The sequence below is a fragment of the Spirillospora sp. NPDC048823 genome, assembly GCF_043198445.1.
GTDB lineage: Bacteria > Actinomycetota > Actinomycetes > Streptosporangiales > Streptosporangiaceae > Spirillospora.
Genome location: NZ_JBICUT010000008.1, coordinates 178,326 through 198,635, shown reverse-complemented (window position 1 = coordinate 198,635; position 20,310 = coordinate 178,326). Strand labels below are relative to the sequence as shown.

Annotated in this window: 7 protein-coding genes; 2 read left to right on the top strand and 5 right to left on the bottom strand. The window is 76.0% G+C overall.

From position 1 onward, the window contains the following. Positions 1 to 50 precede the first annotated feature (50 nt). The 5 genes from ACGFK0_RS20370 to ACGFK0_RS20350 all read right to left on the bottom strand — a co-directional run bounded on the left by ACGFK0_RS20370 (position 51) and on the right by ACGFK0_RS20350 (position 18,860). The gene (locus ACGFK0_RS20370) at positions 51 to 5,567 is read right to left on the bottom strand and encodes an amino acid adenylation domain-containing protein (RefSeq protein WP_392906771.1); all 5,517 of its coding nucleotides are present in this window, start codon (positions 5,565 to 5,567) and stop codon (positions 51 to 53) included. Continuing rightward, on the bottom strand, positions 5,564 to 11,104 hold the full coding sequence (locus tag ACGFK0_RS20365; protein WP_392906769.1) for an SDR family NAD(P)-dependent oxidoreductase: 5,541 nt from the start codon (positions 11,102 to 11,104) through the stop codon (positions 5,564 to 5,566). The genes ACGFK0_RS20370 and ACGFK0_RS20365 overlap by 4 nt, the downstream gene beginning before the upstream one ends. Further along, the gene (locus ACGFK0_RS20360) at positions 11,073 to 16,028 is read right to left on the bottom strand and encodes an amino acid adenylation domain-containing protein (protein ID WP_392906768.1); all 4,956 of its coding nucleotides are present in this window, start codon (positions 16,026 to 16,028) and stop codon (positions 11,073 to 11,075) included. The genes ACGFK0_RS20365 and ACGFK0_RS20360 overlap by 32 nt, the downstream gene beginning before the upstream one ends. Next, positions 16,025 to 17,218, bottom strand: a complete 1,194-nt coding sequence (locus tag ACGFK0_RS20355; RefSeq protein ID WP_392906956.1) for a thioesterase domain-containing protein — start codon at positions 17,216 to 17,218, stop codon at positions 16,025 to 16,027. The genes ACGFK0_RS20360 and ACGFK0_RS20355 overlap by 4 nt, the downstream gene beginning before the upstream one ends. Positions 17,219 to 17,489: 271 nt before the next feature. Beyond that, positions 17,490 to 18,860: a hypothetical protein gene (locus ACGFK0_RS20350; RefSeq protein ID WP_392906766.1), complete on the bottom strand. Its 1,371-nt coding sequence runs from the start codon at positions 18,858 to 18,860 to the stop codon at positions 17,490 to 17,492. A gap of 112 nt (positions 18,861 to 18,972) precedes the next feature. Between ACGFK0_RS20350 and ACGFK0_RS20345 the strand changes: the two genes are divergently transcribed. Together ACGFK0_RS20345 and ACGFK0_RS20340 are read left to right on the top strand one after the other, a co-directional pair. After that, positions 18,973 to 19,629 (top strand): TetR family transcriptional regulator, encoded by a 657-nt coding sequence (locus ACGFK0_RS20345; protein ID WP_392906764.1) that lies wholly within the window; start codon positions 18,973 to 18,975, stop codon positions 19,627 to 19,629. Next, on the top strand, positions 19,626 to 20,051 hold the full coding sequence (locus tag ACGFK0_RS20340) for a phosphomannose isomerase type II C-terminal cupin domain (RefSeq protein ID WP_392906763.1): 426 nt from the start codon (positions 19,626 to 19,628) through the stop codon (positions 20,049 to 20,051). The genes ACGFK0_RS20345 and ACGFK0_RS20340 overlap by 4 nt, the downstream gene beginning before the upstream one ends. Positions 20,052 to 20,310: the final 259 nt, after the last annotated feature.

Genomic DNA, 20,310 nt, shown 5'->3' with positions numbered 1-20,310 from the left:
TGTCCTTTCCTGGGGGTGGTCCCCCCGGCCCCCCCCAACGGCTCCGCCGCTCATAGGTGTCCTTTCTTGAGAGCCGCCGCGCCCCCGCGCTCGCGGAGGGCCTGCCGTCCGACGAGGTCGTCGGGCGGCGCGTCGGGGACGTCCCGGTCGAACCGGCCCAGCACCCTGGTCCGCATGGCCACCGCGACGGCCAGCCCCATGAGCAGGCCCAGCACGAGGTACATCAGCCCCAGCCCGCGTCCCGTACCGGTGCCGATCACCTGCCCGACGGTCGGGGCCAGCGCGCCGTCCGCCGCCATCAGCGGCTCCAGCAGCCGCTCGCTCAGCGGCACGGCGACGGCGAACCCCAGCGGCAGCGTCGACCAGGCGATCATCTGGTTGACCGCCAGGATCCTGCCGTGGAAGCGCTGCGGGAACTTGAGGTGGATCAGCGTGACGTAGATGCCGTTGTGGATCGCCAGCCAGAAGTACAGGAAGAAAGCGCACACCGCCACGAACACCGGGTCCGGCCGCATCCCGGTGAGCGTCGCGGACGCCGCCAGCAGCAGCCCGGTCACCATCACGCCGTGGACGCGGCGCTCCCTGGGGCCGCCCCACACCGCGATCGCCAGACCGCCCGCCGCCACCCCGGCGCCGCCCACGACCGCCACCTGCCCGGCGGCCGACAGCGACCCGAATCCGAGCACCAGAGGCGCGAGCGACATCAGCAGCGGGGACAGCAGGATGTTGAACACCGCGAAGAAGCAGAGCAGCGCCCGGATCGGCCGGTTCCTCCACACCAGGCGGAACCCGTTGACCAGCTCCTCCCACAGGGTCTCCCGGCGCACCCGCCCCAGCCGTTCCGGGAACCGGACGAACGCCAGCACGGCGACGGCCACGAAGAAGCCGGCCACGTCCAGCGCCAGGACGCCGCCCAGCCCGACCGTGGACAGTAGCCACACCGCCGCCAGCGGAGCGCCGAACTGCGCGATGCCGTTCACCATCTGCGCCAGCCCGTTGGCGTGCCCGAGGAAATGCTTCGGCACCAGCTGCGGGATCGCGGTGGTGTAGGCGAGCCGCTGGAAGACGAACACCACCGAAAGGCAGGCGATCAGCGGGTAGACGTGCCAGATCCGCAGGGCGCCGGTCCACACCAGCGTGCCCAGGCACAGCTGCACCGTCCCGGCCGCGCCGGTGCTCCACAGCAGCACGGTCCGGCGGCTCAGCCGGTCCACGACCGCCCCGGCCAGCGGGCCCGCCAGCACGCCGGGGACGATGGCCAGCGTGGCGAACAGCGCGAACCGGGCCAGCGACCCGGTGGTCAGGTAGATCCAGATCGGCAGGGCGAAGTCGGTGACGGCGGAACCGGTGACCGCCGCGAGCTGCGCCGACGTGACCGCCAGGAAGCGGCGCAGGCCGGGCTCCGGTGCGGCGCGTCCGGCCGGTTCGCCGGGCCCGCCGCCGGACCGGGCGCCGTCGTCGGCGTCCTCCAGCCACCAGGTGGCGGCGGGTCCGCGCGCCTCCCGCCGCAGCGCGCCCGTGGTCCCGGCGGCCAGCGCGTCATGCGTCCCGGCGACGATCTCGGCCGTCTCCTCGGCCCGGTACCGGACGAAGTAGTGCCCGGCCTCGTCCAGCACCACCAGCGCCACCGAGCCGGAGAGGAACCGCCACTCCAGGTAGCGCTCCTGGTACATGTCGGTGACGCCGTCCTGCGCGCCGACCAGCGAGATGATCGGCGCGCGCAGCGGCGCCACCCGCTCGTGCAGCAACCGGGTGAAGTACTCCTCGGCGAGCACGCTGTCGCGGCGCATCGCCCTGGCCATGAACCGGACCTGCGCGTCCTCCAGGCCCGCCACGTCCGTGCCCAGCGCCCGCATCCGGACCTCGTACAACCGGTCGCCCAGGACGCGCTCGCGCAGCCGCAGCACCGGATCGGCGATCCGGCCGCGGGGACGGGCGAACGGGAAGATCGCGGCGAGGTAGACCGCCGTCACCTCGCGGCCCGCCGCCTCCAGCAGCCGCGCCAGCTCGACGGCCAGCGCGCCGCCGGCGCAGTGCCCGTACAGCGCGAGCGGGCCGTCGACGCGGTCCAGGATCTCCGCCGCGCAGCGCCGGGCGAGTTCCTCGACGGATTCTCCGGGCCGCTCACCGGCCGGGGACGGATCGCCGGCCAGGGACGGATCGCTGCCGGGGACGGCGACGGAGTACACCGCGCGGTCCTCCGGGAGGGCGTCGGCGAGGTCCCGGAAGGCCAGCGCCTGCCCGCCCGCGTACGGGACGCAGACGTAGCTGAGCGCGCACCGGCCGGGAGGCGGCGCCTTCAGCGCGTGCAGGAGGCCGGAACCGCGCTCGCGCGGGTCCTCCAGGAGCCGCGCGAACCGCCGCACGGTCGGGTTCTGGAAGAGGTCCATGACGCTCACCGACCAGTCACCGCCGCCGAGGAGGCGGCGCAGCCGGGTCAGCGCCTTGATCGCGGCCAGTGAGTGTCCGCCGCTCTGGAAGAAGTCGTCGTCGGCGCCGAGGCCGGGGTCGCCCAGGACGTCCCGCCATACCCCCGCGACCGTCCGCTCCAGCTCCGTCGCGGGTTCGGCGGACGGCTCCGGGGACGTGGGCAGGGAACCGGTGGGCTCCGCCGAGGGGACGGCCAGGGCCTTGCGGTCGACCTTGCCGTTGCGGCTGAGCGGCAGCCGCGGCAGCAGCCGGTACCGGCCGGGGACCATGTGGCGTGGCAGGGCCCGGTCCAGGTGGGAGCGCAGCGCCGCCGCGGCGGGTCCGGCTCCGGGCTCGGCGACGACGTGCGCCACCAGCTCGCCGTCCTGCGCGGTGACGACGCATTCGGCCACGTCCGGGTGGGCGGCCAGGTGCGCCTCGATCTCACCGAGCTCGACCCGGTGGCCGCGGATCTTGACCTGCGCGTCCCGCCGGCCGCGGAACTCGATGACCCCGTCGGGGCCGAACCGTCCCAGGTCGCCGGTCCGGTACAGCCGCTCCCCGCTGGACGGACGGCGCACGAAGAGGGCCGCGGTGAGTTCGGGGTCCCGCCAGTAGCCGCGGGCGACGCCGGCGCCGCCGACGTACTGCTCCCCGGTGACGCCGACCGGCACCGGCGCGCCGTCCTCGTCCAGGATGTGGACGGTGTGGTTGGCCAGCGGCCGCCCGTACGGGATGGACCGCCACTCCGGATCGACCTCGCCGACCGTGTGATGGACGCACCAGATGGAGATCTCGGTGGGCCCGCCCAGGCTGATCACCTCGGCGTTCGGCGCCACCGCCCGGATCCGGCCGGGCAGGCCGACGGGGATCCGGTCGCCCGACAGCAGCACCAGGCGCAGCGAGCCGAGGTCGGCGTCCTCGTGCTCGGCGTGCTCCACCAGCAGCTCCATCAGCGCCGGGACGGAGTTCCACACGGTGATCCGCGCGCGCTCGACCCAGCGGGCCCAGGCGGCCGGGTCCCTGGCGGCGGCGGGCTCGGGCATCACCAGGGCCGCGCCCGCGGCCGGCGCGCCGAACACGTCGTACACCGAAAGGTCGAAGCCGAGCTCGGCCAGGGACAGCACCCGGTCGTCCGGCCCGACACCGAACCGCCGGTTGACCTCCAGGCAGGTGTTGGCCGCGTTCCGGTGCTCGATCATCACGCCCTTGGGCGTCCCGGTGGAGCCGGAGGTGAACAGCACGTAGGCGAGATCTCCGGGACGCGAGGGGCCGAGTGCGCCGGCCGGCTCCGGTTCGCCGCCGGGCGGCGGGACGACCTGGCGCACGTCCAGTCCGGGCGGCCACGGGACGGATTCCGCCAGCCGGGGCTGGGTGAGCGCGATCCGGCATTCGCCGCGCTCGATGACGTGCCGCAGCCGCCGCCCGGGCAGGTCGGGACCCACCGGCAGGTAGGCGCCGCCCGCCCGCTGGATCGCCTGGACCGCGACGATCTGCTCCCAGCCGCGCTCCATGACGACGGCCACGAGTTCTTCGCGTTCCACTCCGGCCCCGGCGAGTTCCCGGGTGAGGTGCCGTACCCTGCGCTCGACCTCCGCACGGGTGAGCTCGCCGCCGGGGTGCACGACGGCGACCTCGCCCGGACGGGTCCTTGCCCGCCGGGCGAGGAGCCCGTGCAGCGTCGCGGGCGGGCCGAGGTCGGCGGCGGTGTCGTTCCACCGTGCCCGTTCCGCCCGCTCGTCCTCGGTGAGCATCTCCAGCTCGCTGAGCCGCGCGCCGGGACGCTCCGCGATCGAGCCGAGCAGCGTCTCCAGGTGCCCGGCCATCCGCGCGATGGTGGCGGCGTCGAACAGCTCGCGGTCGTAGACCAGCAGCCCGTCCAGCCCGCCCGACGGGCGGGCGGCGACGTGCAGCTCCAGGTCGAAGCGGGTCGCATGCTGCGCGACCGGGAACGGTTCGGCCGCCGGGCCGCCGGGCGGCCCGTCCGGGGGCGGGTCCGGATCGTGGAAGGTGAAGGTCACCTGGAACACCGGTGACCTGGCGGCGTCGCGCTCCGGCCGCAGGTCCCGCACGAGCCGCTCGAACGGCAGGCCCTGGTGGGCCAGGGCGTCCAGGGTGGTGTCCCGGGTGCGGGCGAGCAGCTCGGTGAACACGGGGTCGCCGGTCAGGTCCGCGCGCAGCGTCACCATGTTCACGAACAGGCCGACCAGGCCCTCCAGCTCCGGCAGCGGGCGGCCGCCCACCGGCGTCCCCACGGCCGGGTCGCGGCGGCCCGAGTGCCGCGCCAGCACGATCTGGTAGGCGGCCAGCAGCGTCATGAACGGTGTCGCGCCGTGCGCCCGCCCGATCTCCCCGAGCCGGCCGGCCAGGCCGGGGGACACCCGGAACGGGTGCGACGCCCCGGCGGAGGACGGCCCGGCGCCGCGCGGCCGGTCGGCCGGCAGCTCGATGGGCTCCAGGCCGTCCAGCCGCTCCCGCCAGTACTCCAGGTCGCGGTCCAGCGCGCCCTGCGACAGGTGATCCCGCTGCCAGGCCGCGTAGTCGCCGTACCGGACGGGCGGGTCGGGCGCGGGCGGCGCGTCCGGGCCGGCGGCGTAGCGCTCCCGGATCTCCCGGGCCAGCAGTCCCGCCGAGACGCCGTCGATCACCAGGTGGTGCGCGGTGACCAGCAGGACGTGGTCGTCACCGGCGATGCGCACGAGCAGGGCGCGCAGCAGCGGCCCCCGGGCCACGTCGAACGGCCGTGCCGCCGCACGGGCCACCAGTCCGTGCGCCTCCTCCACGCCTCCCGAGGCGTCCGCGCGTTCCATCGGCACCGGGGACGGGTCCGCGACGACGACCAGCGGCGAGCCGTCCGGGCCGGCGGGGAACCGCATCCGCAGGCTCTCGTGCCGGGCCGCGGCGCCGTCCAGGGCGGCGCGCAGCCGTGCCTCGTCCAGCGGCCCGCGCAGGCGCAGCGCCATGGGGACGTTGTAGGCCGCGGTGCCCGGCGCGAACTGCTCCATGAACCACAGCCGCTCCTGCGCGAACGACAGGGGCGGCGCCACGCCGTCCGGCAGGCGCCCGATCACCGGGCGCGCCGCAGCGGGTGCCCGGCGCCGCAGGCGCTGCTCCAGCAGCGCCCGCTTCGCCGGGCTCAGCCCCTGCGTGTCGCTCACGCGCCGACGCCTCCCGTGCCGGAGTCGGTGCTGCGCGGCAGGCGCGGGATGGTGGTGCCCCCGTCGCCGGACTCCCCGGGTTCCGGCGGGGACGCCTCGTCCGCGGCCACCAGCGCGGCGAACGCGGCGATGGTCGGCGCCTCGAACAGGGTGCGCATCGGCAGCCGCACGCCGATCTGCTTGCGCAGCAGCGCCAGGAACTGCACGCCGATGAGCGAGTTTCCGCCGAGCTCGAAGAAGTCGTCCTCGACCCCGATCTCCTCACCGCCCAGGACCTCGCCCCACAGCCGGGCCAGGGTGGCCTCCATCTCGGTGCGCGGCGCGACGAAACCGTCGGACGCGCGGCGGGCGGCCGCGGACGCGGCCCCCTCGCCCACCGCGGTCTCGACGGTCTCCTGGGTGAGCGCGCGGGTCTCCTCCAGGATCGCGGGCAGCGGCGTCGCGGTGACCGCCACCTGCGGGCCGAGCGGGGTGGCGAGCATCCGGGTGAACGCCTCGGCGCCGTCCGCGGGCCGGATCCCGGGCCCCCGGTCGGCGCCCGCCCCCTCCTGCTGGGCGGGCGCGCCCGCCGGGCCGGCGCCGGCGGGGTCCTTGCGGGTGACGACGCCCATGACCCGGTCGGGGTCGACGCGGCGCAGCACGTAGTCGGTGATGGCCACGACCTCCCGGCCGTCCTCGTCGTACAGCGTCACGTCGGCGACGATCACCTCGTCCGTGCCGCTGTCGCGGAACACCAGGTGGCTCCACATCTTGGCGGGCATCGCCCCGCGCACCACCACGCGCCCGTAGCTGAGCGGCAGGTAGTGCCCCTCCACGCTGATGCGGGCGAAGGAGGTGGCCTCGTCCAGCATTCCGGGATGCAGCACCCAGCGGTCCAGGTCGGCGGCCACGATGCCCTCGGCGTGCAGGAACGCCAGCGCCTCGCCCTCGCCCATGTACCAGCTGCGCAGGTTGCGCCAGTGCGGCCCGTAGCTGAGCAGGCTGGACAGCGGGACGCCGCCGCGCCCGTCGGCCTGATCGCAGCGCGCCCGGACGGCGGCGATGTCGGCGACCGGCGCGGTACCGGGGTCGATCCGGCCCGCGCCGCCCCGGACGTGGTCGCGGACCTCCCCGCCGACGCGGCTGGAGATCCGCATGTCGATCCCGTCCGCCTCGGGCGTGAGGGTGACGCGGATCTGGGCCGCCTCGCCGTCCGGGACGGGCATGGGCTCGGTGAACGTCAGGTCGCGCAGCTCGATGACGGTGCCGTCGCCGTCCGCCGCGGGCAGCGCCGTGGCGGCGGCGCGGTGCGCGGTCTCGACGTATCCGGTGCCGGGCATGACCGGGACGGGGGTCATCCGGTGCTCGTCCAGCACCCAGTGGGTCTGCGCGGACACCTCGCCCGCGGCCCACGCGGCGCCCGCCTCGCCCGACAGCATCTCGGTGACGATCGGGTGGTCGACGGGCGTGGACCGCATCCCGCGCTGCAGGGCGCGGAACGCGGACGGGGCCTCGGCCTCGGCGGCCATGCCGACCTCCAGCCACCCGCCCCAGTCCAGCGAGACCACCCGGCACGGCCAGCCGTGCTCGCCGGACGCGTGCGCGTCCATGAAGGCGTTCGCGGCGCAGTAGTCGACCTGGCCGAACCCGCCCGCGACGGCGGTGACGGACGAGCACAGCACCACCGCGCGCAGGTCCAGGTCGCCGAACGCGTCGCGGAGCGCGAGCGTGCCGCCGATCTTGGGCGCCAGCACCCGTTCGGCGGCGGCGCGCTCCTTGACCTCGGCCATGCCGCCGCCGGCCACACCGGCGGCGTGCACGATCACGTCCAGCCGGCCGAAGCGGGCGAGGGTCTCCTCGCGGGCCCGGCGCAGCGCCGCCGCGTCGGTGACGTCGGCGGCGGCCACCATGACCTCGGTGCCCGAGTCCCGCATCCGGCGGACGGCGGCGATGGCCCGCGCGGCGGGTCCGCCGTCGGCGGCGCGGGCGTCCCATTCGCTCTCGGGCGGGAGGCCGGAGCGGGACGCCAGCACCAGCCGGGCTCCCGCGCGCCGGGCGAGGTCCTCGGCGAGGGTGATGCCGATGCCGCCGAGGCCGCCGGTGACGAGGACGACGTCGTCCGGGCCGATCGGCGGCGGCGCGCCGCCGTCCGCGCCGGGGACGGTCACGCGCTCCCATTCCTCGATCCAGCGGCGTCCCCCGCGCAGCGCGACATCGGCGTCCCCGCCCAGTTCGGCCAGGACGGCGGCCGGGTCGGCGAGCGGCTCGACGGGGTCGAGGTCCACGTGCCGGACGGTCAGCCAGGGCGCCTCCAGCGGCACCACCCGGGCGATGCCGGCGACGGTGGCGTGCTCGGGCCGGGTCACGTCCCGCCCGGTGACGGCCCGCGTCCCGGCGGTGAGCACGTCGAGCCGGGTCTCGGGCGGCTCCGCCGCGGACAGCGCCTGGACGAGGGTCAGCAGGCTGAAGAAGCCCCGGTCCTGAGCCTGCAGGGCAGCCTCGGGGCCCGCGGCCGGTGAACCGGACAGCGCCCAGGCGTGGACGATGCGGCCGGGGACGTCCCCGAGGTCGGAGATGAGCGCCTCGTAGTCGGCGGGCTCGGCCGGGCGGACGGTGTGGACTCCGTCGCCGGCCCTGCCGTAGGCGTCGCCGGGACGGACCTCGACGACCTCGGCGCCCGCTTCCCGCAATGCCGCGACGAGCCCGGCGGTGCCGTCGTCCACGAACGCCAGGCAGCGGCCGATCGGCTCCGGCGAGCCCGGTGCCCGCGGCGCCTGCCGCCAGGCGGGGACGGTGAACCACTCCTCCAGGGGCAGGTTCGCCTCGCCGCCGATGTGCGGGACGACGGCCAGCGGCCCGACGCCCTCCGCGGGCTCGATCCAGGCGCGCTTGCGCTCCCAGGGGTAGCCGGGCAGTGAGACGCGGCGGCCTTCGGCGGCCGGTCCGGTGAGGTCGATGCCCCGCGTCCAGAGCGCCCCGGCGGCGGCGTAGAGGGTGTGCAGGTCGGAGCCCTTGTCGCGCGGACCCGGCAGGCTCGGCGCCGGGCGGGCCGCGTCGCGGCCCAGTTGCATCCGGACCAGGCTCGACAGCTGGCGGCCCGGCCCGCACTCGACGAACAGCCACTCGCCCTCGTTCAGCAGCGTCTCCACGCCCGCGCCGAACCGGACCGCCTCGCGCAGGTGCCGCGCCCAGTAGGACGGGTCGGTCGCCTCCTCGGCGGTGATCCAGGTGCCCGAGACGTTCGAGACGAACGGCATCCGGGGCGCGGACCGGGGCGTCTCCTCCACCAGCTGCCGGAACCGGCCCAGGATCGGCTCCATCATCGGTGAGTGGAACGCGTGGGAGGTGCGCAGCGGCGTACCGGCGACGCCCTCCGCCGCCAGTTCGGACGCGAACGCGTCCACGGCCTCGGCCGGCCCGGCGACGACGCAGGTGCCGGGCGCGTTGACGGTGGCGACCGCCAGGTCGGCGGGGAGCCGCGTGCGGACCTCCTCCTCGTCCAGCGGCACCGCGAGCATCGCTCCCGGCGGCATCTCCTGCATCAGCGCGCCGCGGGCGGCGACGAGCCTGAGGGCGCCGGGCAGGTCGAACACCCCCGCGACGGTCGCGGCGGCGTACTCGCCGATGCTGTGCCCGATCATCGCGGCCGGTTCCAGGCCCCACGACAGCCACAGCCGCGCCAGCGCGTACTCGACCGTGAACAGGGCGGGCTGGGTCAGCCGGGTCTGCCGGAGCCGCTCGTCGCCGTCCCCGCCGCGGGTGAGGACGGTCTCGCGGATGTCCTCGCCGAGTTCGCCGGCGAGGATCGCGGCGCACTCGTCGACGGCGTCCCGGAACACCTGCTCGGCCTCGTAGAGCTGCGCGCCCATGCCCGCGTACTGCGCGCCCTGCCCGGAGAACAGCAGCGCGACCTGCGGGGTGCGGCGGGGCACGGCGCCGGTGACGAGGCGCCGCGGGTCGCGGAGCGCGGCGACGGCCTCGTCGATGTCGGCGGCCACGACCACGGCGCGGCGGCCCATCCTGCGCCGTCCCTCGCGCAGGGTGAAGGCGACGTCGGCGAGGTCCAGGTCGCGGTCGCCGTCCAGATGCGCGGCGAGCCGCTCGCATGACGCCTCCAGCGCGGTCTCCGTGCGGGCGGAGACGTGCAGCAGATGCAGCGGGCGCGGCTCCCGGGCGGGGCGGTCCCGGGCCGGCGCCTCCTCCAGGACGAGGTGCGCGTTGGTCCCGCCGATGCCGAAGGAGCTGACGCCCGCCCGCCTCGGGGCGCCGTTCGCCTCCCACTTCGCGAGGGAGGCGTTGACGTAGAACGGGTTCTCGCCGAAGTCGATCCTGGGGTTGGGGGACTCGTAGTGCAGGCTCGGCGGGATCGTCCCGTGCTCCAGCGCCAGCACCGTCTTGATCACCCCGGCGATCCCGGCTGACTGCCCCAGATGCCCGATGTTGGTCTTGACCGAGCCGATCGCGCACCAGCCGGTGTCCGGACTGGCCTGGCCGAACACGTTCGACAGCGCGCCGACCTCGATCGGGTCGCCCAGCGCCGTCCCGGTTCCGTGCGCCTCCACGTAGGACACGGTGCGGGCGTCCACCCCGGCGACGCCGAGGGCCTGCGCCACCACCGCCGACTGGCCCTCCACGCTCGGTGCGGAGAACCCCACCTTGTTGGCGCCGTCGTTGTTGATCGCGTTGCCGAGGATCACCGCGCGGACGTTGTCGCCGTCCTCCAGCGCGTCCGCCAGCCGCTTCAGCACCACGATCCCGCCGCCGCTGCCCCAGATCGTGCCCTTGCCCCCGGCGTCGAAGGCGCGGCAGTGCCCGTCCGGCGAGGTGATGCCGTCGTCGTCGTAGATGTAGCCGTGGCCGGCGGGCACCTCGATGGTCGCGCCGCCGGTCAGCGCCATGTCGCACTCGCCGTTGCGCAGCGCCTCGCAGGCGGTGTGCACGGCGACCAGCGAGGTGGAGCAGGCGGTGTGCAGCGTGATGCTGGGCCCGCGCAGGTCGAGCTTGTAGGACGCGAGCGTGGCGCAGTAGTCGGCGTGGTTGCTGACCATCACCGCGAGCCAGCCCGCGTTGGCGTACGCCTTGGGATTGCTGCGGATGTTGATCCATTGGTAGACGTCCGGACCCACCCCGCCGTACACGCCGATCTCGCCCGGGTAGCGGGTCGAGTCGTAGCCGGCGTCCTCCAGCGCGGTGTGCGCCAGCTCCAGGAACAGCCGGTGCTGCGGGTCGCGGATCTCCGCCTCGCGGATCGACATGCCGAAGAACGCGGCGTCGATGGAGTCGTGGTCGTCCAGCACCATCGCGGCCGGCACGAAGTTCGGGTCGTTCAGGACGTGCTCGGCCACGCCCAGCTCGCGCTGCTCGTCCGGGGAGTAGTAGCGGATCGCCTCCGCGCCCTCGGCGAGGTTGTCCCAGAACCGCCGGGCGTCGCCGGCGCCGGGGACCCGGCAGGCCAGCCCGATGATCGCGATCGGTTCCACGGCCTGCCCGCCGTGCTCGTCGTGTTCTCCGTGGTCGTCCTGGCGGTCAGCCGGGGAGGCCGTGTGGGGGGTCGTCATGGTCCGCGTCCTTCTGGTTGCCGTGCGCCGGTCGCGTGGGTGAAGAGGGGCGGTCGCGCCGCCGGGAGCGGGAGCGACGGGCGGCGGCCCGCCGGGTCGCCCGGTCGAGGCCGGGGCTGTGGCGGGCGCCGCCTTCGAGGAAGGCGGCCAGTTCCCGGACGGTGGGGTGGCGGAACAGCTCGACCACCGGGACGCGGCGGCCGAGGGCCTGGTCCAGGCGGGCCTGCACGGCCATGATCGCCAGCGAGTGGCCGCCGATGTCGAAGAAGTTGTCGCGCGGGCCGACCCGCAGCCGCCCCAGCACCGCGCCCCACGCCTCGGCCACGACCCGTTCGGTGGGGGTCAGGGGCCCGCCGGACGCGGGCGGGAGCGGACGCCGCCGCTGCCGGGGCAGCGCGGAGCGGTCCACCTTGCCGCCGCGGGTCAGCGGGATCGCCGGGACCAGGCGCACGTCCGCCGGGACGGCCGCGTCCGGCAGCTTCGCGCGCAGGTGGGCCAGCAGGCCGGCCGGGGTGAGTTCGGGATGCTCGGGCACCGCGTAGCCGTGGACGACGCGCGCGCCGGCCGCGTCCACGGCCGTGGCGGCGGCGGCCGCCCTGACGCCGGGATGGTCCAGCATCGCGGCCTCGACCGCGCCGAGCTCCACCCGGTACCCGCGGATCTTCACCTGGTCGTCGGCGCGTCCCGCGAGCTCGACCGCGCCGTCCGGCGCGTACCGTCCGAGGTCGCCGGTGCGGAAGATCCGGTCGCCGGGGTCGGCGGCGCCGGGCGTGGCGCCGAAGCCCCGCCCGGTCAGGGACGGGTCGAGGTACCCGTCGGCGAGATGGCGGCTGCGGATCACCACCTCGCCCAGCTCGCCGGTCCCGCAGACGCGGTCCGCGGGGTCGACGACCAGCAGGCGGCTGCCGGGGATGCCGCGTCCGACGGGGACCGGGTGCGCCGTCGCGGTCAGCCGGGCCGGATCGACCTCGTGGCGGGAGTGGCCCTGCGGGGTCTCGGTGGTGCCGTACAGGTTCAGCATCCGGGCGTTCGGGGCGAGGACGGCCAGGCGGAGCGCGTCGTCCTCGGTGAGGCGGTCGCCCGCGAGCGCGATCAGCCGCAGGCCGGGGATCGGCTCGGCGGCGGCCGCGCAGAGCATCCGGGCCAAGGGCGGGGTGAGGTGGGCGACCGTGACCTCCTGCGCGCGCAGCCATTCCGCAAGGGGTCCCGGGTCGCGCACCATCGGCCCGCCGGGCACGCACAACCGGGCCCCGGCGGCGAGCGGGACGAACATGTCGCGCAGCGCGGGGTCGTGGGACAGGCCGGACAGCAGCGCGACGCGGTCGCCGGGGCCGATCCCGTGCGCGGTCGTGTACCAGTCGACGAAGCGGGCCAGCGGGCGGTCCGACGTGACGACCGCCTTGGGCCCGGACGTGGTGCCCGAGGTGAGGGAGATGTAGCCGCGCGGCGACTCGGTGCCGTCGGCGGGCCCGCCGTCCTCGACGAGGACGGCCGGGAGGTCGCGGAGGGCGCCGTCGTCCTCGGCGGCGCCGGGGCCGCGCAGCCGGGCGCGGGCTCCGGCGGCGGCGGCCTGCGCCCGCCGTACGGCCGGTGGATCGGACGGGTCGAGGATCGCCCAGCGCGCCCCGGAGGCCAGGACGCCCAGCAGCAGGCCGGGCAGGGCCACGTCCCTGATCGCCGGTACCGCCACCGTCTCGCCGGGGCGGACGCCCGCCGCGCGCACGGCGGCGGACGTGCGGCGGCTCAGGAGGGCGAGCTCGCCGTAGGTCAGCTCGCCCCCGGCCCCGGAGGCCGCGACGGCGTCCGGCGCCGCCCGGCGCACCCGTTCCAGGACTCCCGGCCCCGTCCATTCCGGGAGCGGCTCGTCCCAGCCCGGCGCGGCCGGGTCGCGCAGCGACGCCTCGCGCACCGGCTCGTGCGGGCGGGCGACGAGGTCCCCGAGCAGCCGCAGGTAGCCCGCGAGCAGCGCCTCGACGCGGTCGCCGTCGAACAGGTCGGGGTTGTGGACGACCTGGAACGCCAGCCCGCCCGGGGTCCGGTCGGCGTACATGGTCAGGTCGAACAGGGACCCGGGCAGCCCCGCCTCGACCGGTTCGGCGGTGCAGCCGGGAAGGCGGAGCCGGGGCCCGGCGAACCCGAACATGTTGAAGGCGACCTGCGCGAGCGGCCCCCGTCCCAGGTCGCGCGGGACGCCCAGCGTCTCGACGATCCGCTCGAACGGCAGGTCGCCGTGGGCGCTCGCCTGGGCGAGTTCGTCCTGGCAGCGCCGCACGTGGCAAGCGAAGTCCGCGCCGCCGTCGACCCGCAGCCGCAGCGGCAGGATCCGCAGGCAGCACCCGACCAGGTTCTCGAACGCGGCGTCCGGGCGGTCGGCGTACGGGGTGGCGACGACCAGGTCGTCCTGGCCGGTGAGCCGGTGCAGCAGCACCCCGAAGGCCGCCAGCAGCACGGCGTACGGGGTGGCGCCGAGCGAGACGCCGAGGGCGTCGACGGCGGCGGCGAGCTCCGGGCCGGTCCGGGCGGCGGTGCGTTCGCCGCGGAAGGTCTGCACGGGCGGGCGGGCGCGGTCGCGGGGGAGGTCGAGCACCGCCGGCGCGCCGGCCAGGTGGTCCTTCCACCACGCCGCCTGGTCCGTCCCGTGGCGCCTCGCCCGCTCCAGCGACCACGCGACGTAGTCCGCGAAGCCCGCCCGTGCCGGCGCGGCGGGCGTCCCGGCGTACGCGGCGGCGAGGTCGCCGGCGAGCACGCCCTGGGACCAGCCGTCGAAGACGATGTGGTGGACGGTCAGCGCCAGGACGTGGTCGTCGTCGCCGAGCCGGAGCAGCCGGGCGCGCAGCAGCGGCCCGGCGGCCAGGTCGAACGGCGTGGACGCCTCGTCCGCGAGGGCCCCGGCCAGCCGGGACTCGCCGACCTCGTCGACGGGCAGCGGCACCTTGCCGGGCGGGTCCACGACCACGTAGGGGACGCCGGACCGCTGCCGGACGCGCCAGCGCAGCACGTCGTGCCGGGCGACCACGGCGGTCAGCGCCGCGCGCAGCGCGTCCGCCGAGAGCGGGCCGCGCAGCCGCTCCGCGATCGCCACGTTGTGCACGGGGGTGCCCGGCGCGAGCTGCTCGACGAACCAGAGCCTCCGCTGCATGGCCGACAGCACCGGTCCGTCCGGCGCGGCGCGTACCGGGCCGCGGAGGAGCGGGGGAGCCGCGGCCACCCGGGCCTGCAGGCCGGCCAGCGTCCGCCCGGCGAAGACGTCCTCGACGGTGACGTCGCGGCCCAGCTCGGCGCGCAGCGCGGAGACGATCCGCATGGCCCGCAGCGAGTGGCCGCCGGACTCCAGGAACCCGTCGCCGGGCCCGGGAGCCGGTGACCGCAGGACTCGAGCCCAGATCCCGGCGACCGTCCCGTTCCCGCTCGCGGACGGCGCCGGTTCCGGGACCGCCCGGCCGCGCAGCTCCTCCAGGTCGACCTTGCCCGCGGTGTTGAGCGGCAGCGCGTCGAGCCGGACGAGGCGGGTCGGCAGCATGTAGGCGGGCAGCCGGCCGGCGCAGTGGGCGCGCAGCTCGTCCAGGTCCGGCGCCCCGCGAGGCGTGACGTAGGCGACCAGCTCGTCCGCCGCGACGCCGGCGACCGCCTGGAGCACGCCGGGATGGCCGCGCAGGACGGTCTCGACCTCGCCGGTCTCGACCCGCTGGCCCCGGATCTTCACCTGCCGGTCCAGCCGTCCGAGGAAGGCGATCCGCCCCTCCGCGTCCAGGACGACCCGGTCGCCCGTGCGGTACAGCCGCGCGCCCGGTTCGCCTCCGAACGGGTCGGGGACGAAGCGTTCGGCGGTGAGGGCGGGCCGCCCCAGATAGCCGCGCGCCACCTGCGGGCCGCCGATCCACAGCTCGCCCGGGACGCCCGGCGGGCAGGGGCCGCCCCGCTCGTCCAGGATGTGGGCCCGGCAGCCGGGGAGCGCGCGGCCGATCGGGAGCGGGCGGTCCCAGTGGCCGGTCAGCTCCGTGCCGACCACGCACACGGTCGTCTCGGTCGGGCCGTACCAGTTGTGGAACCTCCGCTCCGGCGGCTTCGACCAGCGCTCCACCTGTTCCGGGCCGGCCGGCTCGCCCGCGGTGACCAGGTCGCGCAGGTTCGGCATCCCCTCGGGGTCGAGCAGCGGCAGAAGGGCCGGGGGCAGGAAGCCCCACGTCACGTCGTGCTCGCCCAGGAAGCGCTGGAGCCGGCCGGGGTCGTCGCGGTCGCCGTCGCCGACGAGTTGCACGCTGCCGCCTCTGGTCAGCGGTGCCAGCATGTCCAGGACGGACACGTCGAAGCCCAGCGCGGAGAACGCGATCGAGCGGCACGTCCCGTCCAGCCCGAACCAGTCGGCCGCCATGGTCACGAACGCCACGGCGCTGCGGTGGGCGACGGTCACGCCCTTGGGCTCGCCGGTCGACCCGGACGTGTAGAGGACGTAGGCGGCGTTCTCGGGCGCGGCCGCGTTCGGCGGCGGATCGTCCGGGTCATCTGGATTGTCCAGGTCGTCCGGCGACGGTACGAGCAGGCGCGGGCCGAGGCCGTCCAGGAGTTCCCGGCCCGTCTCGTCGGCGACGACCACGTCGATGGCGGCGTCCGCGATGACGCCGGCCAGCCGTCCCCGCGGATGGGACGGGTCGAGCGGCACGTAGGCGCCGCCCGAGAGCAGGACGCCGAGGACGGCGACGGGCATGAGCGGCGTCCGCCGGAGGCACACCCCGACCCGCTGCTCCGGGCCGATGCCGAGCCGTCGGAGGTCCCGGGCCAGCGCCGCGGCGGCTCCGGCCAGGGCCCGGTAGGTGAGGGTGTCGTTCCACTGCCTGACGGCGATGGCGTCGGGGGTCCGCGCGGCCTGGGCCGTGATCAGGTCTCCCAGGAGCGGGGGCGGTGGGGCGGCCGGCGCCTCGGTCACCGGGCCTCCCCGGGGATCTCGAAGCGGAGCCGCCATCCGTCACGTGCGACGGCCACGGCCGCGAGCCCTCCCGGTACGGGGAAGTGAGTGACCCGCCACGCCTCCAGCCGTTCCATCCCCGGGGCCGCGCCGGGACGCCACGGCTCGCCCGCGTCGCGCCGGACGAACCCGAAACCGGCGGGGTCGCAGGCCGGGGCGTTCCCGGCCGCCCGCAGGACGGCCTTCTTCGCGACGTGGATGCTCACCGCGGACAGCAGCCGCGTCTCCGCGGGCTCGGCGTCGAGGTCGGCCCGCTCCGCCGGATCGAAGAGGCTCTCGTCGACGCCCTCCGGGGGCGGCAGGCGTTCCACGGCGATGCCGGCGCGCAGGCCCCGCGTGACCGCGGTGACGGTGAGACCTCCCGATTCTGCGGCGCCGATCCGGAGGCCGGGCCGTGCGCCGTCGTACCGGCGCAGGATCTCCGGCCGCGTCGCGAGCCAGACGTGGACCTCGTCGTCCTCCGGCGGTCCGGGAGCGCGGCCGCTCCCGCCGGTCAGGTCCGCCGCGATGATCGCGGCCATGCGCTCGGCCTGCCCGTGCAGGAACATGTGCCCGCCCGCCAGGGTGTGCAGCCGGAACCCCGCCGTGGTGTGCCTGGCCCAGCCCGCCATCTTCGCCGGGGGGAACTCCCTGTCGTCCGACCCCGCGAACGCCGTGACGGGGACGTCCAGAGCCGGTTCCGGCCGGTACCGGTACGCCCTGATCCAGGCGAAGTCCGCGCGCAGCGCCGGCAGCGCCAGGGCGCGCAGTTCGGGCTCGTGGCGCAGGTCCGGCGGTGCTCCCGCGCGGTCGATCAGCTGCTCGATGAAGTCGGCCTCGGGCAGGTTCGCCAACCGGGCCAGCGGCTCGGGAAGGTGGGGCGGGAGGGCCGCGCCGACGAAGAGCCGGACCGGCATCGGCGCGCCCGTCCGGCGGAGCTCGCGCACCACCTCGAAGGAGAGGCGGGCGCCCATGCTGTGCCCGTACAGCGCGTAGGGGCCCCGCGCCCGGCACGCCACCGCCGCGGCGATCTCGGGGACGGACGGCGCCTCCGCCGGCTCGCCGGCCTGCCCGTCCCGGCCGGGGACCTTGAGGGGCTGCAGGTCGATGGCGGCCGGGAACCCGCGCCGCCACGACCAGTACGCGGTCGCGCCGCCGCCTGCGTAGGGCAGGCACAGAAGCGCGCACTCGGCGTCTTTCCGGGGTGGGCCGAACCAGCGTTCTTCCGTTACCGGACGAGCGATGCCTGCTCACCCCATTCCACCCGGACGGCGGTGCGGCACCCGACCGCGTGAGGGGTGTCACAACCTCGGCTGGCTGAATTTTGCCGATTTCCTGGTGATATGTCGAGACCCGAACGATCAAGAGATCGGCGGCACCGCGGAACGGGCGCCCAGGCTCCCGGCCGGGCCGCCGCCGGCCTGCCGGTTCGCCGGATGATCGCTAGATGATCGCCACGTCGTAGAGGATCCGCTTCATCGACGCCTCGGGGAGGCCGGGGTTGCGCGCCGCGCTCCCGGCCGCCTCCGGGTCGTCGAGCAGTTCCAGCAGCCGGGCGACCGGGAGCCGCGCGTCCCGGGCCGCCGCCGCGCGCACTTCCGGGTCGCCGTCCCGGCTGAGCCGCTCGACGGCCCGGATCCCGAGCGCGGGATCGCGCAGGGCCAGGGTGCGGGCGACCGGGTCGTCCGCGCCGGCGAGCCGGGCGAGGCCCGCGCACGGGAAGTTGGGATGCCCGACGCGGTCCAGCCTGGTGATGTACGGCGACTCCAGCGCCACCGCGAGCAGCAGGTCGCCGGGCGGGTCGGGATGGCACTCCGACAGCAGCATCCGGACGACGAAGTCCTCGTCGGCCGCCAGGAGGGCGACGAGGTCGGCGGGCAGGTGCGGGCTGTAGGCGGCGAAGCGGCGCAGTCCCACATGCGCGGACGTGGCGTACCGGCGCATCAGGACGAGGTCGTCCAGCCGCGTCCAGAACCACTCGGGCGGGTGGAGCCGGTCGTGCGGCCCGACGTGGCAGTCGATGGCCGCGCGCTGCTCCTCGGGCAGCTCCGGGCGCAGTGACACCGCGAGCCGCACCTCGTGTTCGGGGTCGGCGGCGAGGACCTCGACGAGGCCGGGCGGCAGATGGGGGTTCGCGGCGACCGCGGCGCGCGTCGCGGTGTTCTCGTGCCGGCACAGCTCACGCGCCTGCTCGTCGTCCAGGGGGAGGGTGGACACCGCCGACGCCTGGCCGGTGGCCAGCAGCGGCGCGGCGAACTCGGGGCGGCGGTGGCACGCGAGCCGCATCGCCAGCCGCCGGACGGCCGGGTCGGCGTCCTCCAGCGCCGCGTCGACGACCTCGTCGGGCGGCTCCGGCCAGGTCAGCAGCGCCCTCATCCGGACCTTCGCGTCCGGGTCGGCGGCGAGCGCGGCCCGGACGCCGTCGGGCAGGGCCGCGTTGTCGCACAGGGCGTCGCGCACCCGCGCGTCGGGGTCGGCCGCGAGCCGCGCGAGGACGTCGCGGGGCAGCGGCATCGCGGGCTCCCACTGCTCGGGGGCCGAGGCCACCGCCCGGCGGACGACGGGATCGGGGTCGTCGGCGAGGCGGGCGCGGAGCGCGACCGGTGCGTGGCCCGTCGTGGCGACCAGCCGCCGGGTGCGCGGGTCGGGGTGCCGGGCGGCGGCCTCGTACACGGCGTCCGGCACACCGGCGCGGCGCAGCAGCGCGTTCCCCATCCGGGGTTCGGCGCGCTCCAGGATCAGCAGCAGGAGATCGGCCGGGGCGGCGGGGTTGGCGGCCAGGCCCTCCAGCCGCACCGAATAGAGCGTCCGCACCCTGGTCACGGTAGCCGCTCGGGCCGCGCGGCGGGAGGCTCGCCGCCGCGCGAGTTCCGCGCAGGCCAGGCGGTGTTGTCACCGGGTAACACCCCCGGATACCTTTGCGGGCATGACACGTGCGCAGGGCGGCCCGGCAACGGGGTCGCGGCGCGATCCCGGGCGCCGCCGCGCGCTGCTCGAGGCCGCCGACCGGGTGATCCAGCGGGAGGGCCCGGAGGCGTCGATGGCCGCGATCGCCGCCGAAGCGGAGATCAGCAAGCCGATCCTCTACCGCCACTTCGGCGACAAGAGCGGCCTCTACCAGGCGCTGGCCGAGCGGCACACGCGCAAGCTGATCGAGGGGATCCGGGAGGAGTTCTCCAGCGGCGGCCCGATCCGCGACCGCACCCGCTCCACCATCGACACCTACCTGTCGACGATCTCCAAGAACCTCAACCTCTACCGCTTCCTGATGCACCGGGCGAGCGCCGAGGACACCGCCACGCACAGCGCGATGAGCACGATGATCCGCGACGTGAGCCGGGAACTGGCCGAGGTGATGATCGCCGACGGCGAGATGGCGGACCGGACCCGCGCCTACGTGTGGGGCCACGCGATCGTCGGCATGGTGCAGACGGCCGGCGACTGGTGGCTCGACCACGACGACGAGGTTCCGCGGGAGGCCGTCGTGGACGGCCTCGTCGACCTCGTCCTGGGCGGGCTGCCGGCGGCGGCGTCCGGCGCCCGCGCCCCGCAGATGTCCGACGAACCACGATCCCCGAGGTGACTGTGCAGACCGACGCGCGCGTGCAGACCGACGTGCGGCCCGAGCCGGCCGCGGAGACCGAGCCCGCGGTGGAGACGGAACCCGCGGTGGAGACGGAGCGGCGGCCCTGGGGGAGCTTCGAGCGCTTCACGCTCAACGAGCCGTCCACCGTGAAGATCATCCACGTGGAGCCGGGACAGCGGCTCAGCCTGCAGCGGCACCGCGACCGCGACGAGCTGTGGGTGGCGCTCGACCCCGGCGCGGTGTTCGAGGTCGCCGGCCGCCGCATCGTGCCCGGTGTGGGGGAGCGGGTGCTGATCCGGGCCGGCGACACGCACCGGCTGAGCTCGGACGGCCCTGCGGTGCGCGTCATGGAGATCGCCTTCGGGCACTTCGACGAGGACGACATCGAGCGCCTTGAGGACCAGTACGGGCGCGCCTGACCCGCGGGAGAACGGCCCGGCCGCCCGGTCGAGCGGGCGGCCGGGCCGTTCCCTGAATCACCGTGTCCCGCGGTTACCGGAGAAGCGTCCAGTGGCCGCCGGCGATGCCGGGCTCCCGGCCGCCGCCGGGGCGGGCCGCGCGGTGGCGTGAGTGAACCCCTGCTTCCGGCCCGTGGTAATCTCGCGGCATGCGAACCGCAGCCTCCCAGTGGTGGTGGCGCCGCTAAGGCGGCGCCGGTTCGTGCACGTTCACACCCAG